The 23,750-nt window shown below is 72.1% G+C and carries 19 protein-coding genes and 1 riboswitch; of the genes, 8 read left to right on the top strand and 11 right to left on the bottom strand.

Going from position 1 to position 23,750, the window contains the following annotated elements; genetic code table 11:
• Window positions 1-2: 2 nt before the first annotated feature.
• The 3 genes from thrC to LPA41_RS01980 form a co-directional block, all read right to left on the bottom strand.
• Window positions 3-1,286 (bottom strand): threonine synthase, encoded by a 1,284-nt coding sequence (gene thrC / locus LPA41_RS01990; RefSeq protein WP_229067845.1) that lies wholly within the window; start codon window positions 1,284-1,286, stop codon window positions 3-5.
• Between the two features lie 10 nt (window positions 1,287-1,296).
• Window positions 1,297-1,432, bottom strand: a riboswitch (SAM riboswitch).
• Between the two features lie 100 nt (window positions 1,433-1,532).
• The gene (locus tag LPA41_RS01985; RefSeq protein ID WP_229067844.1) at window positions 1,533-2,396 is read right to left on the bottom strand and encodes an ABC transporter permease; all 864 of its coding nucleotides are present in this window, start codon (window positions 2,394-2,396) and stop codon (window positions 1,533-1,535) included.
• Window positions 2,393-5,164, bottom strand: a complete 2,772-nt coding sequence (locus LPA41_RS01980; protein WP_229067843.1) for an alpha/beta fold hydrolase — start codon at window positions 5,162-5,164, stop codon at window positions 2,393-2,395. The genes LPA41_RS01985 and LPA41_RS01980 overlap by 4 nt, the downstream gene beginning before the upstream one ends.
• A gap of 121 nt (window positions 5,165-5,285) precedes the next feature.
• On the opposite strand from LPA41_RS01980, the gene LPA41_RS01975 reads away from it, so the two are divergent.
• The gene (locus LPA41_RS01975) at window positions 5,286-7,505 is read left to right on the top strand and encodes an AAA family ATPase (protein ID WP_229067842.1); all 2,220 of its coding nucleotides are present in this window, start codon (window positions 5,286-5,288) and stop codon (window positions 7,503-7,505) included.
• Between the two features lie 56 nt (window positions 7,506-7,561).
• Here the strand turns inward: LPA41_RS01975 and LPA41_RS01970 are convergent, their stop codons facing one another.
• The 4 genes from LPA41_RS01970 to LPA41_RS01955 form a co-directional block, all read right to left on the bottom strand.
• A complete protein-coding gene (locus LPA41_RS01970) occupies window positions 7,562-7,978 on the bottom strand; it encodes a DUF3263 domain-containing protein (RefSeq protein ID WP_229067841.1) in 417 nt (138 codons plus the stop codon).
• Window positions 7,979-8,061: 83 nt separating this feature from the next.
• A complete protein-coding gene (locus LPA41_RS01965) occupies window positions 8,062-9,069 on the bottom strand; it encodes an ABC transporter permease (protein WP_229067840.1) in 1,008 nt (335 codons plus the stop codon).
• The gene (locus LPA41_RS01960; RefSeq protein WP_229067839.1) at window positions 9,066-10,052 is read right to left on the bottom strand and encodes an ATP-binding cassette domain-containing protein; all 987 of its coding nucleotides are present in this window, start codon (window positions 10,050-10,052) and stop codon (window positions 9,066-9,068) included. The genes LPA41_RS01965 and LPA41_RS01960 overlap by 4 nt, the downstream gene beginning before the upstream one ends.
• Before the next feature lie 84 nt (window positions 10,053-10,136).
• A complete protein-coding gene (locus LPA41_RS01955; RefSeq protein ID WP_229067838.1) occupies window positions 10,137-10,922 on the bottom strand; it encodes a DeoR/GlpR family DNA-binding transcription regulator in 786 nt (261 codons plus the stop codon).
• 192 nt (window positions 10,923-11,114) lie between these two features.
• Between LPA41_RS01955 and LPA41_RS01950 the strand changes: the two genes are divergently transcribed.
• Genes LPA41_RS01950 through nagA form a run of 3 tightly spaced genes read left to right on the top strand, consistent with a single transcriptional unit; the run spans window position 11,115 to window position 14,087 of the window.
• Window positions 11,115-12,041: an SIS domain-containing protein gene (locus LPA41_RS01950; RefSeq protein ID WP_229067837.1), complete on the top strand. Its 927-nt coding sequence runs from the start codon at window positions 11,115-11,117 to the stop codon at window positions 12,039-12,041.
• Entirely contained in the window at window positions 12,038-12,988 is a 951-nt protein-coding gene (locus LPA41_RS01945; protein WP_229067836.1) for an ROK family protein, read from the top strand. Before LPA41_RS01950 ends, LPA41_RS01945 begins: the two co-directional genes overlap by 4 nt.
• Window position 12,989: 1 nt before the next feature.
• Window positions 12,990-14,087: an N-acetylglucosamine-6-phosphate deacetylase gene (nagA, locus tag LPA41_RS01940; protein ID WP_229067835.1), complete on the top strand. Its 1,098-nt coding sequence runs from the start codon at window positions 12,990-12,992 to the stop codon at window positions 14,085-14,087.
• 59 nt (window positions 14,088-14,146) lie between these two features.
• Here the strand turns inward: nagA and LPA41_RS01935 are convergent, their stop codons facing one another.
• Together LPA41_RS01935 and LPA41_RS01930 are read right to left on the bottom strand one after the other, a co-directional pair.
• A complete protein-coding gene (locus LPA41_RS01935; RefSeq protein WP_255689118.1) occupies window positions 14,147-14,830 on the bottom strand; it encodes a phosphatase PAP2 family protein in 684 nt (227 codons plus the stop codon).
• Window positions 14,831-14,875: 45 nt separating this feature from the next.
• Entirely contained in the window at window positions 14,876-16,396 is a 1,521-nt protein-coding gene (locus LPA41_RS01930; RefSeq protein WP_229067833.1) for a serine protease, read from the bottom strand.
• Between the two features lie 89 nt (window positions 16,397-16,485).
• On the opposite strand from LPA41_RS01930, the gene LPA41_RS01925 reads away from it, so the two are divergent.
• Window positions 16,486-17,715, top strand: coding sequence for a DUF4032 domain-containing protein (locus tag LPA41_RS01925; protein WP_229067832.1), 1,230 nt, complete (start codon window positions 16,486-16,488; stop codon window positions 17,713-17,715).
• On the opposite strand, the gene LPA41_RS01920 is transcribed toward LPA41_RS01925, so the two are convergent.
• On the bottom strand, window positions 17,712-19,493 hold the full coding sequence (locus LPA41_RS01920) for a TrkA family potassium uptake protein (RefSeq protein ID WP_229067831.1): 1,782 nt from the start codon (window positions 19,491-19,493) through the stop codon (window positions 17,712-17,714). The genes LPA41_RS01925 and LPA41_RS01920 overlap by 4 nt on opposite strands.
• Window positions 19,494-19,616: 123 nt before the next feature.
• On the opposite strand from LPA41_RS01920, the gene LPA41_RS01915 reads away from it, so the two are divergent.
• Both LPA41_RS01915 and LPA41_RS01910 read left to right on the top strand, forming a co-directional pair.
• Window positions 19,617-20,831: a hypothetical protein gene (locus LPA41_RS01915; protein ID WP_229067830.1), complete on the top strand. Its 1,215-nt coding sequence runs from the start codon at window positions 19,617-19,619 to the stop codon at window positions 20,829-20,831.
• 236 nt (window positions 20,832-21,067) lie between these two features.
• Window positions 21,068-21,577 (top strand): MSMEG_6728 family protein, encoded by a 510-nt coding sequence (locus tag LPA41_RS01910; protein ID WP_229067829.1) that lies wholly within the window; start codon window positions 21,068-21,070, stop codon window positions 21,575-21,577.
• On the opposite strand, the gene LPA41_RS01905 is transcribed toward LPA41_RS01910, so the two are convergent.
• Window positions 21,558-21,971: a GNAT family N-acetyltransferase gene (locus LPA41_RS01905; RefSeq protein ID WP_229067828.1), complete on the bottom strand. Its 414-nt coding sequence runs from the start codon at window positions 21,969-21,971 to the stop codon at window positions 21,558-21,560. The genes LPA41_RS01910 and LPA41_RS01905 overlap by 20 nt on opposite strands.
• A 186-nt stretch (window positions 21,972-22,157) precedes the next feature.
• Between LPA41_RS01905 and LPA41_RS01900 the strand changes: the two genes are divergently transcribed.
• On the top strand, window positions 22,158-23,735 hold the full coding sequence (locus LPA41_RS01900; RefSeq protein WP_229067827.1) for a PQQ-binding-like beta-propeller repeat protein: 1,578 nt from the start codon (window positions 22,158-22,160) through the stop codon (window positions 23,733-23,735).
• The last annotated feature ends 15 nt before the right edge of the window (window positions 23,736-23,750 follow it).

The raw sequence follows: 23,750 nt of genomic DNA, 5'->3' as shown, positions 1-23,750 counted from the left end.
AGTTATCCGAGCAGGCCGGCCTCGCGCGCGCCCTTCAGCGACGGCTTGATCGTGTGGGTCGGTCCAACCTGGCCGGCGATCGCGTCCAGAGTCTTCAGACCCTCGCCCGTGTTGTAGACGACGGTCTCCTTCTCCGGGTCCAGCTTGCCGCTCTCGACGAGCTTCTTGAGTACGGCCACCGTCGTGCCACCGGCGGTCTCGGCGAAGACACCCGTCGTCTCGGCGAGCAGCTTGATGCCGGCCCGGATCTCGTCGTCGTCGGCGTAGTCCATCCAGCCACCGGTGCGCTTGACCGCCTCGATCGCGTACGGCCCGGCGGCCGGGTCACCGATGTTCAACGACTTCGCGATGCCGGTCGGCTTCACCGGAGTGATCACATCGGTGTCGTTGTGCAGCGCGGTCGCGATCGGGTTGCAGCCCTGCGACTGCGCGCCGAACACGGTCCAGCCGCCCTCCGGCGCCTCCACGAGTCCGATCTCGACCAGCTCGCTGAACGCCTTGTCGATCTTGGTCAGCAGCTCGCCGGAAGCCATCGGGATGACCACCTGGGCCGGGATGCGCCAGCCCAGCTGCTCGGCCACCTCGTACCCCAGGGTCTTCGAACCCTCGGCGTAGAACGGCCGCACGTTCACGTTCACGAACGCGGTGTCCTCGAACTCGTCAGTCTCCACGAGCTCGCTGCACAGCCGGTTCACGTCGTCGTAGGACCCGTCGATCGCGACCAGGTCACCGCCGTAGACAGCGGTCGTGATGATCTTGCCCTGCTCCAGGTCGGACGGGATGAAGACGATGCTCGGCACCCCGGCGCGGGCGGCGTGCGCGGCCACCGAGTTCGCCAGGTTGCCGGTGGAGGCGCAGGAGAACCGGGTGAAGCCCAGCTCCCGGGCCGCGGTCAGGGCCACCGAGACGACCCGGTCCTTGAACGAGTGTGTCGGGTTCTGCGAATCGTCCTTCACCCACAGCGGCGCCCGCAGGCCGATCGCCGCGGCCAGCGCCGGAGCACTCACCAGCGGGGTCAGGCCCGGGTCCAGCGTCACCCGGGTGGCCGGGTCCTGGCCGGCCGGGAGCAGCGCCGCGTACCGCCAGATGTTCTGCGGGCCCGCCTCGATCTCGGCCCGGGTCACCCGCGCGAGCGCCGCCTCGTCGTAGGCGACCTCGAGCGGGCCGAAACATTCGTAACAAGCGTGCTGCGCGGCGAGCGGGTACTCGGCACCGCAGGCGCGACAGATCAACCCGCGAGCGGGCGAGCTGGAGGTGGTTGCGGGTGCACTGACGGCAGACGTCATCGAGGCTTTCCTCTCATCTTTCCCCGCGGCGACCTGCCGGAACGGGGACGGAATTAGCACCTGCCGGGCGCGGCCTCGTCATCGAGACATGCACGGTGGTTGCCGGGGCTTCATCGGGCCGTTCCCTCTGCCCCTCTGGATGAGGTATTCAGTTGTTTCCCGAAGCTTACGACGAGATCCCACCATCATCACCACGAGTTCCCGAGCTGTGAGCAAGTCGTCTGCCCGGAAACTCCCCGGCCGATGTCAGGAGGTCACGTCCTTGCGGGTGAAGCGGTAGAACGCCAACCCCCAGAACAGGGTCGCGTAGACGACGGCGGAGATCGCGCCCTTCGCCAGGTCCTCGGTCTGGACCGGGGTGGAGAGCAGCCCCCGCCAAGCGTCCGTGTAGTGGGTGGGCAGCAGGTTGCGCAGGGCGCCCAGCGCAGTGATCTGGTCCAGGATGCTGGAGAGGATCCAGAGCATCACGGCCCCGCCGACGGCGCCCAGGGCGGCGTCGGTCAGCACGGACAGCAGGAAGGCGAGACCGGCGACGACGAGCAGCGTGACGGCCAGGTAGGCGACGATGCCGAGCAGCCGCAGCAGGCCCTGCGAGGAGGGGACCTCGGCGGCAATGGTGCTGCCCAGCGGGCCCCAGCCGTACCGCAGGGTGCCGATGAGCAGGCCGGTGCCGGTGAGCAGGAGAAGGGCGAACAGCGAGTACGCCCCGGCGACGATCAGTTTGACGCCGAGCAGCCGGGCCCGCGGCACCGGGATCGCCAGCAGGTAGCGCAGGCTGCCCCAGCTCGCCTCGCTCGCCACGGTGTCGCCGAAGAAGAGGGCGACGACCACGACGAGCAGGAAGCCGGCGGAGACGGCGAGCGCGAAGAGGGCGAAGTTGAGCCCGCCGGAGGTGGCGAGGTCGGCGATGCTGCTGAACGCGCCACCACCGTCGCCGTCGTCGTCGTCGCCCGGGGTACCGATCTCGAACGCGACCAGCATGATCAGCGGCAGCAGGATCATGAAGCCGAGGGCGAGCTGGGTGCGGCGGCGGGAGGCCTGCCGGCGCACCTCGGCCCAGATCGGCAGCGTGCGTGACGCCCGGTACCCGGTTGCGGATGAAGCGCTCATCGGTCCCCACTTCCCCGCGAGTTGTCGCCCACCAGGGCCAGGAAGGCGTCTTCGAGCCGGCGGCGCGGCACCAGCCGGTCGACGCCCACCCCGGCGGAGACCAGGGAGGCGACGAGTGCGGCGCGGGGCGTGCCGTTCATGTCGACGATCAGGCCGGACGGGCCCTCCGGCGTCACCGAGCGCACGCCGAGCTCTTCGAGGACCCGGGTGGCGGCCGGTACGTCACTGACGTCGAGCTGCACCGACGGCGAGTCACCGACGATGTCGTCGACCGGGCCGGACGCGACGATCCGGCCCTTGTTGACGACGACGGCGTGGGTGCAGGTTTGTTCCACCTCGGCGAGCAGGTGGCTGGAGACGAGCACGGCCCGGCCGTCGGTGGCGTAACGCTGCAGGACGCGGCGCATCTCGGCGATCTGCGGCGGGTCGAGCCCGTCCGTGGGTTCGTCGAGGACCAGCAGCTCGGGCAGGCCGAGCATGGCCTGCGCGATGGCGAGTCGCTGCCGCATGCCGTGGCTGTAGTTCTTGGTCCGCCGGTGCACCGAGGCGCCCAGGCCGGCGATCTCCAGCGCCTCGTCGAAGCGGGCGTCCGCCCAGGGCCGGCCGGTGGCCTGCCAGTACGCCTGGAGGTTCTGGTGCCCGGTGAGGTGCGGCAGGAAGCCGGGGCCCTCGACGAGCGCGCCGACCCGGGACAGGATTGGCGCGCCCGGGACGAGCCGGTGCCCGAACACGTAGATCTCACCGGCGGTCGGCGTGGTCAGGCCCATCAGCACCCGCAGCGTGGTGGTCTTGCCGGCGCCGTTCGGGCCGAGCAGGCCGACGACCTGGCCCCGCTCGACGGTGAAGCCGATCTCCTGCACCGCCACGAACCCGTCGCCGTAGGCCTTGCGCAGCCCGTTCACGACGAGCGGCGTCTCCGCGTACGCCTCGTGCACGGAGATCTCCCGGCGGCGGTGCCGGCGGCGGATCACCAGCAGGACCACCGCCAGGCCGATCAGGATGGCGGCGACGACGCCGGCGAGCGCGTACCACCAGATCGCCGCCGGCGAGGCGATCGGCGTGCCGGTCAGGGTGGGCAGGGTGAGTTCGGGTTCGACCGCGACGGTGTACGTGGCCGGCTGCGCCGGGGTGAGAAACGCCTGGTCGGAGGTGGCGACGGCGACGCGCAGGGTGTGCCCGGCCTCGATCCGGCGCACGACTGCCGGCAGGGTGACGGTCACCGGTTGCGCCTGCTCGATGCGGGCCGGCAGGCCGGTGAGCCGCACCGGCGCGACCAGGCCGGCGCTCAGGGTGGCCGCGCCGTTCTGGTCGACGTCGTAGAGCTTGACGAAGAGCGTCGCCTCGCCGGTCGGTGAGGCGGCACGCAGCCGCAGCGCCGGCGAGCCGCCGACCTCGACGCCGGCCGGCAGCGGCTCGGAGGTGAAGCTGGCGAACTGACCGGGAACGTCCATCGCGACGCCACCGCTGAGCACCGAGGTGAGGCGACCGCCGATGCCGGGGAGCGAGCTCAGCGCGCCGGGATTGCCGTTCGGCGGGTTCGCGACGGGCTGCGCCTCGCCGGCGAGAGAGATCTGGGTGCGTCCGGTTCCGGCCATTCCGGGGTACGCGTCCGCGGAGTACCCGTTGGTCACCAGGCCCCGGTCGAGCGCGCTGAAACCGGCCACCCGTGACCAGGTGAAACCGTCACCGGGCGGGTCACCCTCGCCCTTCAGGTAGTGGTCGAGCCACTGGACGGTGAGGTATTTGACCCGGTCGGAGTCGGAGGTCGGCCCGGCGCCGCCGTCGTGCCCGCCGGTGAACCAGGCCACCCGCACCGGGGTGCCGGTCGCGGCGATCCCGCGGGCGTTCGCGTCCGCCTCGGAGAGCGGGAAGAGCGTGTCGACCGCACCCTGGATCAGCAGCGCCGGCGCCTTGATCTTGTCGAGCACGGTGGCCGGGCTGGACTTGCGGAGCAGGGCGAGGGTCTTCTCGTCCGGGACGCCGGTCGTCGCCATCTGCAGGTACGCCCCGCAGACGTCGGCGGCGAAGCGCCCGCACGCCGGGTCGCCGGTGACCGGGACCGGCGCCCGCTGCGGCATGAGCAGCTCCTCGGCCGAGGAGGAGCCGTTGCCGAAGAACAGGCCGGCCCACGACTTCTTGAACACGCCTGTCGTGTCGACGGCCGCGGACTGCGGCAGGAACGCGGTGCCCAGGTCGTTCCAGGTGATCGACGGGACGATCGCGTCGACCCGCTGGTCCTGACCGGCCAGCAGCAGGGCGAGGGCGCCGCCGTAGGACCCGCCGACCACGCCGACCGTGGGATCGCCGGCCGCGTCGGTCGCCACCTCGGGGCGGGCCGCCAGCCAGTCGAGCAGGCCCTGGGCGTCCTTGACCTCGTAGTCCGGGTTGTCCAGGTGGATCTCCCCGCCGCTGCGGCCGAACCCGCGGGCGGTCCAGGTCAGCACCGCGTAGCCCCGGGACGCCAGGGACTCCGCGTCCGAGCTGACCGAGCTCTTGGTGCCGCCGAACCCGTGCGCCAGCAGGACCGCCGGAACCTTGCCGGACCGGCCCTCCGGGAGGTAGAAGCGCGCGTCCAGGTCGACCGGCTCGTCACCGGCCGGGCCGGAGCGGACGGTCAGGCGCAGGTCCTCGGCGATCCACTCCTGGTCGTCGGAGCGCACCACCCAGACGGCCGCGGCGGCGAGCAGCACGAGAACCACCGCGGCGACGATCGCCCGGCGCCGGGTCAGCCGGGGCAGCTTGCGCAACCCGGCGGTCAGGGCAGACATGGCGCCCACGCTAGTCCGGACCGGCTGAGCGATGCCTGTGAACCCGCAGGCAAGCCCGAGGGGCGCGCGGCGGATAGCGTGGACGTCCGAGGGCCCTGACGATCAACCCGGAGGCTTCCGCGTGGCTGACGATCTCACGCTGACCGTGACGCTGCGGCCGGCCGCGCTCGATGCGCGCCGCGGCATCGTCCGCCTGCACCCGGAGGTGATGGCCGCGCTGGCGCTGCGGCCGGGCGATCCGGTCCGCCTCACCGGCGCACGCACCACGGCCGGCCTGGTGGCCCGGGCGGAGGCGTCGGCGAGCCGGGCCCTGCTCTACGCCGACGACCTGATCCTGGGCAACCTGGGCCTGCGCGACGGCGGCCAGGTCACCGTCACACCGGCACCGGTGGTCGAGGCACGCCGGGTGACGCTCACCGGTCCGGTGGAGATCGTCGCGGTGGTGTCACCGGAGATGCTGCGCCTGGCCCTGCTCGGCAAGGTCGTCAGCACCGGCGACGACGTCTCGCTGCTCCCGCAGGACGTGCTGCCCGGCGCGGCGGACCGCGGCCTGGTCGAGGCGGCGCGGCGCAGCCTCGCCAACCGGGTGGGGTACGCGTGGACGAGCGCCCTGCTGACCGTCACCGAACTGTCCGGCCCGGACGCCGCGCTGGTCACCATGGACACGGTCGTGGCCTGGCAGGACGGTCCGGTCACGGCCGGCCCGACGCCGGCCGCGGTCTCGCCGGTCACCGGCGCACCCGCCTCCACCGACCCGGAGGTGCCGCCGCCCGGCCTGGACGACCTGCCCGGCCTCCGCGCCCAGGCCAAGGAGCTGGAAGAACTGCTCGACCTGGGCTTCAACCACGGTGAGGTGCTGGCTCGGCTGGGCACCAAGGTCACGCTCGGCGTGCTGATCTCCGGACCGTCCGGTTCCGGCAAGTCGGCGCTGGTCCGGGCGGTGGGCGCCGAGGTCGGTGCGAAGGTGCACCCGGTCTGGGGCCCGGAGCTGGCCGCGCTCACCAACAACGCGGCGGCGGCCCGGCTGCGGGAGCTGGGCCGGGAGGTGCTCGCCGAGCGCCCGGCGGTCCTGCTGATCTCGGACGTGGAGTCGCTGGCGCCGCGGGAGGAGCCGGGCCCGATCTCCACGGTGTTCCGGCAGGTGGTGGCGGAGACGGTCGCCGGCGGCGCGGCGGTGATCTGCACGACCAGCCGGCCCGAGTCGGTGGATCCGGCGCTGCGGGCACCGGACCTGCTCGCGGTGCAGCTGACCGTCCCGTTGCCGGACGCGGCGATGCGCCGCGAGCAGCTGGGCGTGCTGACCCGCGGGATGCCGCTCGCCGAGGATGTGCGCCTGGACGACGTCGCCGGGCGTACCCCCGGATTTGTCGCCGCCGACCTGGGCGCGCTCACCCGCGAGGCCGGGGTGCGCGCGGCGCTGCGTCACGTCGGCAACGGCACCGTGCCGGACTCGCCCACCGTCACCATGGCCGACTTCGAGGCGGCGCTGGACGTGGTCCGCCCCACCTCGATGGCCGAGTCCACCCTCGAGGTGGCCGAGGTGACGCTCGACGACGTCGGCGACATGGTCGAGGTGAAGCAGGTGCTCACCGAGTCGGTGCTGTGGCCGCTGACCTACCCGGACACGTTCGCCCGGCTCGGGGTGTCACCGCCGCGCGGCGTGCTGCTCTACGGCCCGCCCGGCTGCGGCAAGACCTACCTGGTGAAGGCGATCGCCGGCACCGGCAAGGCGAACGTGCTGTCGGTGAAGGGCGCCGAGCTGCTCAGCAAATGGGTGGGTGACAGCGAGCGCGCGGTGCGGGAGCTGTTCCGCCGGGCCCGGGAGGCGGCGCCGACCCTGGTCTTCCTGGACGAGGTGGACGCGCTCGCGCCGACCCGGGGTCAGGCCACCGACGGCGGCACCGCGGACCGTGTGGTGGCCGCGCTGCTCACCGAGCTGGACGGGGTGGAGGACCTGCGCAACGTCGTGGTCATCGGCGCCACCAACCGGCCGGACCTGATCGACCCGGCACTGCTGCGGCCGGGCCGGTTGGAGCGGCTGGTCTACGTGCCGCCACCGGACGGCGAGGCGCGGGCGGCGATCCTGCGGGCGTCGGCCCGGTCGGTGCCACTGGATCCGGCGGTCGACCTGGACGAACTCGGCGCCGACCTGGAGGGCTTCTCGGCAGCCGACTGCGCCGCGCTGATCCGGGAGTCGGCGCTGGCCGCGATGCGGGACTCGCTGGAGGCGTCGACGGTGACCGCGGCGAACGTGGCGGCCGCCCGGCGGCGGGTGCGGGCGTCGCTGGACCCCACCCAGGTGGCCTGGCTGGAGGCGTACGCGGAAACGCACCAGCCATGACCGGCGTCCGGCCGTGAATCGCGTCCGGCCGCGAGTCGGGTCGGGCGTGAGCCGCGTCAGCGGCGGCGGGTGCGTGCCCGTGCGGAGCGCAGCCGCCGCAGCCGGCCGATCAGCACCGGGTCGTGCGCGAGCGCGGCCGGGTTGTCGAGCAGCGCGTTGAGCAGCTGGTAATAGCGGGTCGAGGAGAGATCGAAGGTGTCCCGGATCGCCTGTTCCTTGGCGCCGGCGTGTTTCCACCACTTCGACTCGAACGCGATGATCTGCTCCTCGCGCTCGGTGAGAGCCGGAGCAGCCTTCGGCGCCGCCTCGGCCTGCTCTGCCGGTGCGAACCGCCCGGCCGCATCGGACGCCTCAGCCAAATCGGACGTCTCGACTGAATCGGACGGATCGGCCGGCTCCGGGCTGCGCGGGGCCGGGATGTGCTGCTGCTCCTCGACCGGCTGGTCTCCGGTCGGTTCGGCGGCGGGCTGCATGGCACTCCCAGGGCATCGGCAGGCACGGATCTACGCGGGGGCCACCAGCATAAACGCGATCGGCGACCCCCGCGCACGTTACCTCACGTGATGTCGCGCTTGCGCATCGTCAGCATCGAGGCACCCACGATGAGCACTGTCACCGCCGCCAGCCCGATGCTCGCGGTCTGCCACGTCATGGTGAAGGTGGCCGGTTCGCAGCCGGCCGTCGACGAGTAGTCGCACGACGTCCAGTCGGTGGTGACGAACTCCTTGGTCAGCAGCGCGATCAACCAGTACGGCACGAACCAGAGGTCCGGGAACGACAGCCCGGCCAGACTGGCCATGATGTAGGCGCCGATGTCCAGGGCGCCGAAAGCGACGAGCGCGCCCAGGGCCATGCCGGTGTGCCGGCCCAGCGAGGCCAGCGCGAACCCGAGGGCGCCGGCCGCCAGGATCACGGCGAGGCCGCGCAGCCCGGTCAGCCCGAACGACTGCCACACTCCCGAGGTCATGTTCTCGGTGGAGCCGCGGTACTCGGCGAGCAGCCGGAACAACCCGGTCCACGCCGCGCCGAGCACCAGCGCCAGGACTGTCACCCAGCCCAGGAAGACGGCCAGCTTGGTGCCGAGCACGCGGAGCCGCTGCGGCCGCCAGAGCAGCAGGTTCATCATGCCGCCGCTGTTCCACTCGGCGCCCACGAAGGACGCCCCGACCAGGAACGCGGCCGCCGCCAGCACCAGCGCGAACACCGCGACCATGAGGGGGAACTCCTCGCGCAGCACGAACGTCGCCGGCATGTACCACTCGTAGTTGTAGTCCTCGATCGTCGGCGTGAAGAGCTGGTTGCAGTCCGCCGGCCACTGCGACGCCTCGGGGGTGCCCTGGGCGGCGAGGCACTTCTCCTTGTCCGCCGCCGCGCTGCGCAGTGCCTCCTGGTAATTCCGGTCCGCCTCGGCCTTGGCAGCCGCCACCTGGGCCGCGCCGACCTTCTCGCTGCTGAACCAGGAACCGGCCACGACCGCGGCCAGCACCAGCAGCACACCGATGACGATCACCTTGGTCAGCCGCCGCTTGACCAGCCGCCGGGATTCCGCACGAGCCAGGCTCACTGTCCCCACCCACCCTTGCCGGCGCTCATCACGGTCTCGTCCACCTGCCGGCTGTGCCCGGCCACCGGCGCGGTGCCGGTGAGCTCCAGGAAGACCTCCTCCAGATCGGCCGCGACCGGGCTCAGCTCGCTCACGTAGATCTGCCGTTCCGCCAGCAGCTTGGTGATCTGCGCCGGGTTGCTCGCGTTCCCCACGGTGAAGTGGTCCTTCTCGAGGTTGACCTGCGCACCTGCCGCGCGCAGCAGCTGCGCCGCACCGACCAGGTCGACACCGGGCTCCAGGCGGACGCGCACCCCGCCCGACGTGTGCTGCGCCAGCACCGAGGAGACCGATCCCGAGGTGACCCGCCGTCCCGCCGAGATGATCGTGACCGAGTCGCAGATGAGCTGGATCTCGCCGAGGATGTGGCTGGAGAGCAGCACCGTCATGCCGGACTCCGACAGGGTCCGCATCAGCGTGCGCATCTCCCGGATGCCGCCCGGGTCGAGTCCGTTCGCCGGCTCGTCCAGGATCAGCAGTTTCGGCTCCTTGAGCAGCGCCGAGGCGACGGCGAGGCGCTGCTTCATGCCGAGCGAGTACGTCTTCACCCGCTCCTTGGACCGGTCCCGTAGCCCGACCAGGTCGAGAACCGAGTGGACCCGATTGCGGTTCACGCCGCCGGCGTCGGCGAGCAGGGACAGCGTGGTCTCGGCCGTGAAGTTGCCGAAGAACTGCGGGCTCTCCACGATCGCGCCGACCTCGCGGGCCACCGCCGGCAGATGCCTCGGGACCTCCCGGCCGAGGATCGCCATCCGGCCGTCGTTGGGCTTGATCAGCCCGAGGAGCGTACGCAATGTGGTGGTCTTGCCGGAGCCGTTCGGCCCGAGGAACCCGTGCACCTGACCTGCCTCGACAACCATGTCGAAGCCGTCAAGCGCGTTACGGACCCCCTTGCGGCCGCGATAGGTCTTCCGCAGCCCTGATATCTCGAGTACGGCGGTCATTCGCCGCACACTAGGGCAAGAGCGCCACTCCCGTAGGCCCGTCAGGCCACTCCCGCAAGCCCGTGACGCCGCTCCCCCGCATCGTCAGGCGGTGATCACTTCGACCCCGGCGTCCCGGAAGGCGGCCACCACCGACGGTGGCGCGCCGGAGTCGGTCACCAGGGTCTCCACCTTGGAGATCGGGCAGATCCGGGCGAACGCGTGACCGCCCAGCTTGGACGAGTCGGCGATCACCACGACCTTCTTGGCGCGGGCCACCATCAGGCTGTTCATCGCGGCCTCGCCCTCATGGTGGGAGGCCGCGCCGAGTTCCACGTCGAGCGCGTCGACACCGAGCAGGACGATGTCGATCGTGACCTCCTTGAGGAGGGCACCGCCGAGCGGGCCGACCACCTCGAAGGACTGCGGGCGGACCACGCCGCCGGCCACCACGATCTTCATGCGGGAGCGGACCAGCAGCTCGTTGGCGATGTTGAGCGCGTTCGTCACGACGGTGAGCTGGGCACCCTCGCCGACCGCGTTCAGGTCGGGGCGGACCGCCAGCGCCCGGGCCACCTCGGTGATCGTGGTGCCGCCGTTGAGGCCGACCACGGTGCCGGGGGTGACGAGTTTGGCGGCGGCCTCACCGATGCGCTGTTTCTCGGCGGAGTGCTTCGCGCTCTTGTAGCGCAGCGGCAGGTCGTAGGAGACTCCGTTGGCAACGGCGCCACCCCGGGTCCGCGTGATCATCTGCTGCTGTGCGAGCTGATCGAAGTCACGGCGGATGGTCGCCTGGGACACGTCGAGGCGCTCGGAGGCCTCCTCGACTGTCACCCGGCCGCTCTCCGTGAGTAGCTCGAGCAGGGCATTCCACCGCGCGTACCGGTCCACCCGACACTCCCAGCTGCACGTTTCATGATAAGTGTGTGCACATTAGTGCGCGAAAGGCCCGGAAGCAAAGCGACGCGGTGCGCAAAGGGCCCGGGGAACTTGCCCCCACGGCAACGCCATGAGCACAATAACGCGCGAAAGTCCCGGGAACCGAGCGCGAATGCGCAGCAACTACCGGTGAGGAACCGAGCCATGACCCATGTGAAAGCGGAGATCGCCACCCAGCCGGAATGCTGGCGGCAGGCCGCGAAACTAGCCGGAACGTCACCGGGTCTGCCCACCGCCGGAGAGCGCGTCGCGGTCGTCGGCTGCGGCACCTCCTGGTTCATGGCCAAGGCGTACGCCGCACTCCGCGAGCAGGCCGGCCAGGGCGAGACCGACGCGTTCCAGGCCTCCGAGTTCCCGGCCGGTCGGCGCTACGACCGGCTCGTCGCCATCACCCGATCCGGTACCACCACCGAGGTGCTCGACGTGATGCGCGGCTTCGGGGAGAACGCCCCGGTCACCGTGCTCACCGCGGACGGCACCCAGCCGGCCGCCCGGATCGCCCGCCACGCCGTCGTGCTGGACTTCGCCGACGAGCAGTCGGTGGTGCAGACCCGCTTCGCCACCAGCGTGCTCACGCTGCTCCGGGCCCACCTCGGCGAGGACATGGAGTCCGCGGCCACCGACGCCGAGGTCGCCGTCCGGCTCCCCCTGCCGGTGCACCCCGCCCTCGTCGACCAGATCACCTTCCTGGGCCGGGGCTGGACCGTCGGCATCGCCGAGGAGGCCGCCCTCAAGTGCCGGGAGACCGCCGGCTTCTGGACCGAGTCCTACCAGGCCATGGACTACCGGCACGGCCCGATCTCGATCGCCGGGCCGCGCCGCGTGGTGTGGGCGTTCGGCGAGGTCCCGACCGGGCTGGCCGACGAGGTGGAACGGACCGGCGCCGCGTTCCTGCACAGCCGGCACCATGGCGGTTACGCCTCCCTGGGCCGCTGGCTCGGCGGTCGTGACCCACTCGACCCGATGGCCGACCTGATCCTGGCGCAGCGTGTCGCCGTGGCCCTGGCCACCACGCAGGGCCTCGACCCGGACAACCCCCGCAACCTCAGCAGATCCGTGATCCTGGCATGACCGAGGCCGTCCTCGCCCTCGACGTGGGCGGCACCGGGATGAAGTGCGCGCTGGTCCGCCCGGACGGCACCGTCCACCACGAGGAACGGCACCCCACCCGGGCCGAGCGCGGGCCCGCCGCGGTCACCGAGAACATCCTGGAGATCGCCGGGTCGCTGGCCGACAAGGCACGCGCCGACGGGCTCACCCCGGTCGCGGTGGGCATCGCGGTGCCCGGGGTGGTCGACGAGGTGTCCGGGGTCGCCGTCTGGTCGTCGAACGTCGGCTTCCGCGACGTACCCCTTCGTGACCTGGCCCGGCAGCGCCTCGGCCTGCCCGCCGCGCTCGGCCACGACGTCCGCGTGGGTGCCCTCGCCGAGGCCCGCCTCGGCGCCGGGCGTGGCCGCCGGCACGTGCTCTTCGTGGCGATCGGCACCGGCATCGCGGCCGGGCTGGTGGTGGACGGGTCCGGATATCCCGGTGCGCACGGCGCGGCCGGCGAACTCGGCCACGTCGTGGTCCGGCCGGGCGGTACGCCGTGCGGCTGCGGACTGCGGGGCTGCTTGGAGGCGGAGACCTCGGCGAAGGCGATCGGGCGGCGGTACGCGGAACTGTCCGGCAACCCCGACGCCACCGCGTTCGACGTGGCCACCCGCGCCGCCCGCGGTGAGGACCTGGCCCGCACGGTGTGGCAGGACGCGGTCGAGGCCCTCGCCGACGGCCTGCTGACGGCGCAGGCGCTCTACGACGTCGGGGTGGTCGTGCTGGGCGGCGGGCTTGCCGAGGCCGGCGACGACCTGCTCCGGCCGGTCCGTGCCGCGTTCGCGAAGCGGGTCACCTTCCACCGCCCGCCGGAGATCGTCCGGGCCGCGCTCGGCGACACCGCCGGCTGCCTCGGCGCGGCCCTGCTCGCCCTCGACTCACTGGCCCTCGTCCCGCCTGCCGCCGACCCGCTCCAGGAGAGCTGACATGACCCGCCTCTCGGGCCGCATCGTGACACCCACCGGCGTCGTCCCCGGACACGTCGCCGTTTCGGACGGCGTGATCAGCGCCGTCGAGACCGGCGGAGCGCACGACGACCGGTCCGACATCGTCGTGCCCGGTTTCGTGGACCTGCACTGCCACGGCGGCGGCGGGCACACCTTCACCACCGGTGACGCCGCGGCCGCCCGTGGCGCCGCCGCCTTCCACCTCTCGCACGGCACCACCACGCTGCTCGCCAGCCTGGTCAGCTCGCCGTTCGCGCTGATGCGGGACGCCACGGAGGCGTACCGCCCGCTCGTCGCCGAAGGCGTCCTCGCCGGCATCCACTTCGAGGGCCCGTACCTCTCGCACGTCCGCTGCGGCGCCCAGAACCCCGAGTTCCTGCGTGACCCGGTGCCGGGCGAGCTCATCGAACTGGTCAAGGCCGGCGAGGGAGCGGTACGCATGATGACCGTCGCCCCCGAACTGCCCGGCGCCCTGGAAGCTATCGCGTTCCTGCGCGAGCACGGCGTGCTGGCGGCGATCGGGCACACCGACGCCTCGTACGATCAGACGCTGGCCGGCGTGGCAGCGGGCGCGAGCGTGGCCACCCACCTCTTCAACGGGATGCGGCCGCCGCACCACCGCGAACCCGGCCCGGTGGTCGGCCTGCTCTCCTCGACGGCCGCCGTCGAACTGATCGCGGACAACATCCACCTGCACCCCGGCATGCTGGCGTTCGCCGCGGGCAGCGCCGGACCCGGCCGGTCGCTCCTGGTCACCGACGCGATGGACGCCACGGGTATGGCGGACGGGCAGTACGAGCTGGGCGGCCAGGAGGTCGTGGTCGCCGACCGGGTGGCCCGCCTGGTCCGCGACGGCTCGATCGCCGGCAGCACCCTCACCATGGACGCGGCCCTGCGCAACGCGGTCGCCGCCGGCATCCCGCTGCCGGACGCGGCCCGGATGGCCTCGACCACACCGGCCCGCCTGCTCGGCCTGACCGACCGCGGCGCGATCACCCCTGGCCTGCGCGCCGACCTGGTCGTCCTCGACGCCGACCTGCGGCTCAAGCAGGTACTCCGCGGAGGCGCACCAGTCTGAGCGCCCGACTTTGCCGTAAACAGCAATGTCGGTAGCCCAGATGTCACACATCTGGTAGTTCACGGCAATCCGCTGGGGTGATTCCACCGCCGCAGCGCCGCCGGCAGTGGCACCGCGTCCCAGGGGATGCGGTCGATCAGGCGGGCCAGCACCACGCCCAGGAGCACCCCGGCGACCGAGTCGGTGACCCAGTGGTAGCCCAGGTAGACCGTCGTGAGGAAGACGATGACGACCGGGGCCACCCGGATCGCCAGCCACTCGGTGCGGTTCAGGGGGCGCCGCAGCACCGCCGCCAGGAGCAGGGCGATCACCGCGTACCAGACCAGGACGTTGCCCATGTGCCCGGACGGGTAGCTCATCGCGTAGATGCCGTCGGCGTGCGGGTTGAACAGGACCGTCTTCTCCGGCCCGGTGAAGCGCGGCGCCGCCCGGTCGAAGAAGATCTTGGCGGGGCCGATGGTGAGGTAGGTCAGCACGAACGCCGCCGCGAACGGGAGCAGCGCCCGGGCCGACCGGGTCCGCCAGAACAGCAGGCCGGTCAGGATCAGCGCGACCGGGGTCAGCACCTGCCCGCCCTGGCCCAGGTAGTTGAGCACCCGGGCCGGCCAGTGGACGAAACCCGGCTGGTGGGTGAGCGCCCAGTCGGCGACCCGCTGGTCGAACGCGAGCAGGTGACCGGCGGCCAGGGCCGCGGTCAGGCCGGCGAAGGCGGCCACGGCCAGCAGGTCGGGCCACCACGTCATCGGACGCCGTCCGCGGATCACGCTCGTCTCGACCACGCCCACAACTTAAAGGTACGGGCGCAACCTCGCGGCCAGCAGGTCTCCCCGCACACCGGAGTTGGGGCAGCCGCCGAAGTGGTGCAGCGCGACCACCTTGTTGGTCCGCCGGGACAGCACCGGTGAACCGGACGAGCCGCCCGCGGTGTCGCAGAAGTACGAGACGTCGGAGTGGGCCGCGTACCCGGTGTAGTCGGGGTTCTCGACCGTGCAGTTGCTCGCCTTGTCACCCTTGGCGCCGGCGATCCGGGTGGGCTCCCCCGCCGGGTGCTGCGGCACGTAGAGCTCCTGGCCGCGGGCCGGCCGCGCGGTGTCCAGCATGAGGTAGCCGAACTTCTCCACGGACGGGAAACTGTCCACCGAGAACAGCGTGTAGTCGAGTGTCCGGTCGGTGGCGACGACCTTGTCACCCCAGACCTTGGTGGGCTTGAAGACGTCGTACCCGCCGCATTTGGCGCACTGGTAGTTGAACCAGACCTCGGTGTCGTACGCCTCGCCGTTGGAGGTCAGGCAGTGGTTGTTGGTGATCATGCGGTTCTTGGCGCCGATCCGCCAGCCGGTGCAGAGCTCGGTGCCGTTGATCAGTAGCCGGGCGATCGCCTTGGACTTGGTGAAGGCGATCGGGTCGGCCGACTGGTAGCAGACCGCGTCGCCGGAGGTGTCGGCCCCGCAGACGGACTCCTCCCGGCCCGGACCGGCCGCCTGCCCACGCCCCGGCCTGGCCGGCTCGCGCCCCGGCCTGGCCGACTGCTCGCGCCCGGATCCGGCTCGGCGGGATTCGCGCCGCAGCTCCTTGCGGTCGAAGCCGCGCGCCACCTGGTCGACGCGGACACCGAGGGAGCCGAGCAGATCGCCGAGGCCGAGCGGGTTGACCGCCCGGTGCATCTCCACGATCGCGGTGTCCCCGGTGATCGACATGGCCCACCGGTCCGCCTCGCCGGTGTTCAGCTTCTCCGGCGCGTCGTAGCGGTAGCTCTCGGTCCGGCTCGGGTTCGACACGGTCAGGTAGTCGCCGGGCAGCATCGCCATCCGGTCGAAGTGCAGCTTCACGTACGACGCACCGGGATAGTGGAACTTCTCCCGCTTCGGACCGGTCAGGTACTCCAGGACCCGGCTGACCGGCAGCAACTCGCCGACCCGTTCCCGGCTGGTCACGGCGGCCGACTCCACGGGCCGTTCCGCGCTGCCCGGCACGGGCACGCCGCTGCCCTTGGTCGCACCCGGTGTGCCGGGCGTGTCCGGCGGGACCACTGTGCCCGGAGTGACCGCCGGGGACGCTGCCGCGCTCGGTGTCACCGTGGCCTGTTCGGTCCGCGACGCGCCCGGCGTGCGCGGCGCGCCGGGTACCGCGGTGCCGGTCGCGGCGGATGATTCCGCCCGCGCCGCCACGGGGGTACGGGCCACCGCCGGCGCTTCGTGCCAGATGCCGACCGGGCGATCGCTGGTACGCGTGAGCACCACTGTGGCTGCCGAGCCGGCCAGCGCGAGGGCGGTGCACGCTCCGATGACGATGCCTGTCTTGCGTCGCATGCCACTCCCGTACGTCGTCGGCTGTTTCGCACCTGTGTAACGAGCCACGTACGGACGCGACGCGCCGGGCGAACGGGCACACTTGGGCGGTGCGCATCACCTCCGCCCTCATCGACCCCGCGCTCCTGGACCTGCCGTGGCACATTCCCCTGGAGGAGTGGCCGGCGGACCATCTGGTCGCGCTGCCGCAGGGCATCTCGCGGCACGTCGTCCGGTTCGTCAAGCTGAACGGGACCGTCTACGCGATGAAGGAGACCCGGGAGCGGATCGCCGAGAAGGAGTACGACCTGCTCCGTGCCCTGGAACGCATCGACTTCCCGGCCGTGCAGGCGATCGCCATCGCGACCGACCGGCAGACCAAGGAGGGCGAGCCGCTGGAGACCGTGCTCGTCACCCGGCACCTCCAGTTCTCCCTGCCGTACCGTGCGCTCTTCTCCCGGGTGCTGCGACCGGAGACGATGAACCGCCTGCTGGACGCGCTCGCCGCCCTCATCGTGCGGATGCACCTGACCGGCTTCTCCTGGGGTGACTGCTCGCTGTCGAACACGCTGTTCCGGCGGGACGCGGGCGCCTTCGCCGCCTACCTGGTGGACGCGGAGACCGGCAACCTCTACCCGAAGCTCTCCGAGGGGCAGCGCAGCGAGGACATCGAGATCCTGCGGCTGAACATCTTCGGCGAATGCCTCGACCTGCAGGCCGCCGAGCTGCTGCACGAGTCGATCGACCCGGAGTCCGTGGTCGACGACATCGTGGCGCGCTACGAGCGGCTGTGGCACGAGGTGACGTACGAGCAGGAGGTCGCGAAGGACGCCCGGCACCACATCGAGCGCCGGATCCGCCGCCTCAACGAGATGGGCTTCGACGTCGCCGAGGTCTCCATGTCGACCGTGGACGGCGGTTACCGGGTGCGGCCGAAGGTCGTCGACGCCGGGTACCACACGCGGCGGCTGATGCGGCTCACCGGCCTGGACGCCGAGGAGAACCAGGCCCGTCAGCTCCTCAACGACCTGGACACCTATCGCGCCGAGAGCCACCTCACCGACGAGCAGCAGGCCGCGCACCGCTGGCTCACCGAGGTCTTCGAGCCGGTGGTCCGCGCGGTGCCGGCGAACCTGCGCAACAAGCTGGAGCCGCAGGAGATCTTCTCGCAGATCATCCAGCACAAGTGGCTGCTCTCCGAGCGCGCCGGCCGGGATGTCGGGATGGGGCCGACCGTCCAGTCGTACCTGAGCGAGGTCCTGGTCAACAAGCCGGACGAGCAGGCCGTGCTCGGTGTCGAGGCGGACGAGCTGAGCAGCGCCGAGGCCGGGCTGCTCTAGCGGGTCCGGTCCGGCCGGTCAGGACTGCTGGTCAGTGGCGGGCCGGCCAGCTCGGACAGGGCCCGCAGCCCACCGCGGCGGGCCACCACCAGCACCCGGTCGCCCTCGGCGAGCACCCGGCGCCGGTCCGGCACCCAGTCGATCCATTCCTGCCCGGCCGCCGACATGCCCAGCACCCGCGCCTCACCCGGGTGGTCGGCGTGTTCCAGCGGCGCGCCGTCCAGGTGGGATCCGGCCGCGACGGTGACCGTGGCGACGAGCACGGCGTGCCGGTCGACCGGGATGGTGGCGTGCACGTCGCGTTCCAGCAGGGCGGCCGCGAAGACCGGCGCGCACAGCCGGGAGACGCTGCGCGAGGTGTTGATCTGGAACGCCGACTCCATCCGCTGCGCGAAGTCGTCGTCGAAGAGCCGCAGCACCACCCGCAGGTCCTCGTGGTTGGCCCGGGCACGCAGGGCCGCCTCCAGGTTGACCGGGTCGTTGGTGGAGAGCACGACGAGCGCCTGGCAGGTGTCGATCGCGGCGGCCCGCAGCGTCTCGTCGGCGGACGCGTCCCCCACGATCACCGGGATCCCGCGGTGCTGCGCCGCCTTGATGCCGACCGCGTTCTTGTTCCGGTCGATCGCCACCACCCGCACACCGAGGTCGTGCAGCTGCCGCATCACCTGGGTGCCGACCGTACCGAGACCGACCAGCACCACGTGGTCGCGCAACTCGTTCGCGAGCCGCCCCTGGGTGAGCGCCAGCCGGGCGTTGACCATGCCGTCCACCACGGCCGCGGTGATCAGCGGAATCAGCGCGAGACCGGCGAGGGTGAGCACCAGCTGGGCGGCCTGCGCCACCGAGTTGCGGTCGGCCTCCACATCGGACGAGCCGACCGCGGTCAGCAGGGTGACGTAGATCTGTCCCCACAGGCCGTGCGGCTGTTTCTCGTAGCTGTTCAGGACCGCGCCGGCCACCAGAGTCGTGGCAATCGTGATCATCACAGCGATGCCGAGCTTGCGGCTCAGCGCGGCGCGCACGGCACGCCCGAACGTGGCGAACGGCCGCCGCCGCCGACCGGCCCGGGTCAGCAGCCGCCGGGTCACGTCCTCCCCGGGCGGGCGGCCGACGGCCTCGGCCAGGACCAGGTCGGTGGGGAGCATCCAGCGCGGCTCCGGCTCGGCGGGCAGCACGCTGACCTCGCCTGCGGCATCGGTGACGGTCAGGGTCAGCACGACGCGGCGGGCCGGGACATCGGAGCGGTGGGCGACATAGAGAGTACGGTCGGAGCGCCTGAAGTGGGTCGGCGCGACCTCCCCCAGTGCCGCCGCGACGAAGGCGGGCGCCGCCATCTCGGCGTCGGAGAGCACCGCGCAGTCCGGGAAGAGCCGGTCCACACTCTTGGCCAGGCCGCGGCTGGACATCCGGACCACCACCCGCAGCGTCTCCTCCACCTCCCGGGCGCAGAGCGCGGCGTGCAGGTTCGTCATGTCGTCCGGCATGACGAGCGCGAGCGCCGACGCACCGGCCAGCCCGGCCTCCGCGAAGGCCCGCTCGTCCAGCTTGTCCGCCTTGTGCCACTCCACGTCCCGGTCGGCCAGCCCGGCCAGGTCCGGCACGTCGGACCGGAGGCGACGCGGAGTGATCACCGTGATGCGGATCCGCTGCCGCGAGTTCGCCAGCTCCTCGGCGAGCGTGTAGACGAGCGCATCGGCGCCACAGAGCACCAGGTGGGGGCGACTGTCCCTATCGGACTCTGATGCTTCGGGACGATCATTCGCCGGCACGACACTCACGTTTGCGAATCGTAGTCAGCCGGAACCCCTGCCCGGGGCCACTCGTTGCCCCATCCGAACCCATTCGTCCGACTTGGTGGGTATTGACCCAGCCCATCGTCCGAAGTGGCTTGGAGAAAATCAGTGCGCAAGTTGTGGTGTGCCGGAGCGCTCGCCGGCGGGATCCTCCTGTTCGGGGCCGCGCCCGCCCTCGCGGACACGAACCCGGTGCCGGACGCCGGCCGGGAACCGTTGAGCCCCCTGGGCCAGGCCCTGGAACAGACCGGCAACTGGCGGCTGCACACCCCCCTCGCCTCCGATCCGCTCAGCGGCGAACCGCTCGTCGACCTGGGGGCGGGCGAGGGCCCGCTCCTGGCAGTACGGCCGGGTGACAACTCGATCGGGCGAACCGACGGTTTGGGCGGCGCAGCTGGTGCCGCCGGCTCGGCGCGGCTGGAGAATCAGAAGCCGGCCCGGGCGCTGCCCACCGCCGACGTGGTCGGCGGAACCCTTCCGGACAGCGGCAAGCAGACCCGGAACGGCGGCAAGGCCACCGGCCCCATCCCGGTCACCGGCGAGATCCTCGCCCGGGAGTTCGCCAACCTGCCCTTCGACCACCTGGTCCAGAACGGCCTGCCGGCGGTCGCCACCCTCGGTCCGGACGGCGTGCCGGTCGCCCAGGACACCGGCACCCCGGCCGCCCCGAACCGCCGCGAACGGGCCCGCACCGGGGCTCCCGTCGTCGACGGGCTCGGTACGGCCGGTCTGGGCGGCGCGGTACCGGTCGGCGGCTTCCGGAACAACCTCGACGACCTCAGCACCGACATCTCCGGCCTGCCACTCGGCGGCTCCCCGGTCCAGCCCCAGCCCGCCCGCTCCGTCGAAGTCCCGCCCGCGGCGGCCGCCTCCCCCGGCACCCCGGCCGCCGGCACGTCGACTCCGGCTCCGGCTTCGTCCGTCCCAGGTACATCCGACTCGGGTTCGCCTGCCCCTGGTTCGCCCGCTCCGGGCGCAGTTCCGGACGCTGCGACTCCGAGTGGATCAGCCCCGGACGCAGCAGCCCCGGACGCAGCAGCACCGGGCGCGGCGGCACCGGGCGGATCGGCACCGGGCGCCGCAGGCGCTCCGGCCGAGGCCGCCCACCCCACCCCGGACCAGTCCGCCGCCGCGCCGGGCGCCCACTCCGCCGCCAAGTCCTCCGGCAAGCACCCCTCGGACAAGCACCGCTCCGACAAGCACGGCGGCGCCCACGCGCCGGCGGCCAAGCCCTCGGCCTCCGTGTCGCCGGACATCGCCCCCCGCGACAAGATCGACGACCCGCGCCTGCTCGAGGAGCCGATCGAGGGCCTCGACCGCTGAGACCTGCCGATACCCGGTGGGGAGCGCGTGCCGAGCACGCGCTCCCTACGCATTCCCGGCGGCAGCCCTCTCAGCACCAGCCACAACCGATCGGGGTCAGAACTGATCCGAGCCGGTACCGATCCGAGCCGGTACCGATCCGGGCCGCAACCGATCCGAGGCCGGACCGATGCGAGCCGGGACCGCATCCGGGTAATCCGTAACGGGTCGGGCCCGGAAAGCGGAAGGATCCCCCCATGCAGACATTTCTGCCGTACCAGGACTTCACGGCCAGCGCGCTGGTGCTGGACACGAAGCGGCTCGGCAAGCAGCGCGTGGAGACGATTCAGGTGCTGCGCGGGCTCATCCAGCCCGGGTACGGCTGGCGGCACCACCCGGCCGTCAAGATGTGGCAGGGGTACGCCGAGGCGCTGGTCCGGTACGGCCTCGACATGTGCGCCGTCTGGACCGCCACCGGACGGGCCGACACCTGCGCCACCACCCTGACCACCGACCTGCGGGCGGCGACCGGTGTGGGGACGATCCGCACCCAGGACGAACTCGCCGCCGCCGGGGAACTGCCGCCCTGGATCGGCGACGAGGCCCTGCACATCAGTCACCGGTCGGCGCTGATCCGCAAGGACCCGGGCCACTACCGGGCCGTCCTCGGCGACGACATCCCGGACGACCTGCCGTACGTCTGGCCCGCCTCCGACCGCCCGCCGCACCTGCCGCCTCGGGAGACGGTCAGCTCAGATCCCAGCTGAGCAGGGTGAACGTCATCTCCTCGCAGGCGCCGGCCCGCCGGTACGTGGCGAGCGCCGCCTTGTTGTCCGACTCCGTCGCCACCCACATGCCGTAGCAGCCGTTGCGCCGTGCCACCTCGGCCAGCGCGTCCACGAGCGCGGTGCCGATCCCCTGGAGCCGGGCGACCGGCGCGACGCCGAGCTCGTACACCAGCATCTCGGTGCCCTTGTCCGGATGCGTCGTCTCCACGCCGCTGATCATGCCGACCGGGCGGTCCGCATCGTCGTAGGCCAGCAGCAGATGGTGCGTGGGGTCGCTCAGGAAGCGTGTCGTCGCGGCCTCCAGCGGCGGCGCGTCGAAGAGGTCGGCCGCACGGTGGACGTCGGCCGCGTCGGTGACTCGCTCGATGCGCATGGCGTCACGATAGCCAGCGCACGGCGTCACAACAGTCGGCTCATGGCGCCCCCGCAACCGGCGCACCTCGCCCCGGCAGCGGCGCACCACGGCCCCGCAACCGGCGCACCTCGGTTCGCGTCCGGTCGCCGGTGCGCCGATCGGTAGCATGACGGGCCGGTACGGGTCGTGGAGAAGGGCGGCGAGATGGCGGCTCCGCAGGAGCACGGCACCACGGACGGCGGCGAGCCGGCGGTGCCGCAGAAGCCGCCCGCCACGGACACCCGGATCGAGCAGCAGACAGGGTACGCCGAACCCGTCGACCCCTGGGCCACCGGTGAGGCCGCCGCGCTGGCCGCCGGGAACCACCTGCCCTACCGCGTGGCCGCCGGACCGGAGGCCGCCGACTCGACCTGGACCGTGCCCGGGGCAGCACCGGCGCCGGGGGCGGGGGCGGGACCGGTCGTCCGCCCGTACCGCACCTGGGGTCTGATCGCCGCCGCAGCCGCCGTCGTCGCCGTTGCCGTGACCGCCGCCGTGGTCCTGTGGCCCGGCGTCCGAGCACTCGAGTTCCACCCGGTGCAGGAGATCGGCCGCTTCGACCCGGCCGTGCCGATCACCACGGCGTTCTCGGATGCCGAACTGATCGGCGAACGGGCCTATTTCGCCAGCACCGACGTCGACGGGCGCCTCGGCGTGGTCGCGGTCGACACCGGCAGCCGCGACGTGGTGTGGAGCAACGCCACCGTCGGCACCGCCGGCCTCTGGGACCGCATGGTCGCCCTGCCACAGGTGCTCGTGGTCTTCTCCGGGCTCGAACCGGTCACCGGCACGGCGCGGATGCGGGTGCTGAGCGCGGACGACGGCGAACAGCTGTGGAACCGGCCGGTCGGCGCCTCGGACACCGTCCACTTCGGGGCCGACACGGTTCTGCTGGTGGACCGGGTCGAGGAACGCCTCCTCGGCCTCGACCTGACGAGCGGCAAGGTTCGCTGGGAGGAGGCGGATCCGGACGCGACGACGGTCGTCACCGTCACCACGCCTGCCGACCTGGCCGGACCCGCGGGTTCCGCCGGCCGGCCGTTCTCCCCGGACATCACCGACGACGACCGCTTCGTGCAGATCAACAGCGATCGGTCGGCGAGCGTGCGCGACATCCGGACCGGCAAGGTGACGAAATCCCGCCCCAGCGTCGCCGGCACCTCGGACGAGGCGATCGCGCACAACGGGCGGTTGTTCGTGCAGGAGTCCGGCAACGCCCGACGGATCTTCGCCTACGACCTGGACGATCTCGGTGAGCCGACCATCCTGCACACCGCCGAACCCACTTCGGAACTGGGCGGGCTCACCCCGTGTGGCGACTCGCGGCTGTGCTTCGTCGAAACGCCGGGTTACGACCGGGACAGGAGTCAGGTGGCCGCGGTCGACGCCGAGAAAGGCGGCGAGCTGTGGCGCCGCGACGTGGCCGAGGTCGACACACTGATCCCGGTGGGCGACGCGGTGCTGGCGGTCTCGGACGAGACGAGCACGCTCCTCGACTCCTCCGGCGGCCCGATGTGGACGGTGCCAGGCGTCGCCGTCCGGCTCGACGCCGGCAATCTGCTGCGCTTCTCCGACAGCCTCACCACATCGGTGAGCAGCCGTTCCCTCTCCGGCGTCCACGTCGGCGACGAGCCGGCCGAGATGGGCCTGCTCCGCGACGTACGGCCGGGCGCCTGCGCCTGGAACACGTCGGTGCTGGCCTGCGTCCGCGAGGCCGATTTCGCCCTCTACTCCTTCGCCTGACCATGTGCTGTCATA

The sequence above is a fragment of the Actinoplanes sp. DH11 genome, assembly GCF_020873875.1.
Lineage (GTDB): Bacteria > Actinomycetota > Actinomycetes > Mycobacteriales > Micromonosporaceae > Actinoplanes.
The sequence above is the reverse complement of the archived record's forward strand: the minus strand, read 5'-3'. Positions and strand labels throughout refer to the sequence as shown.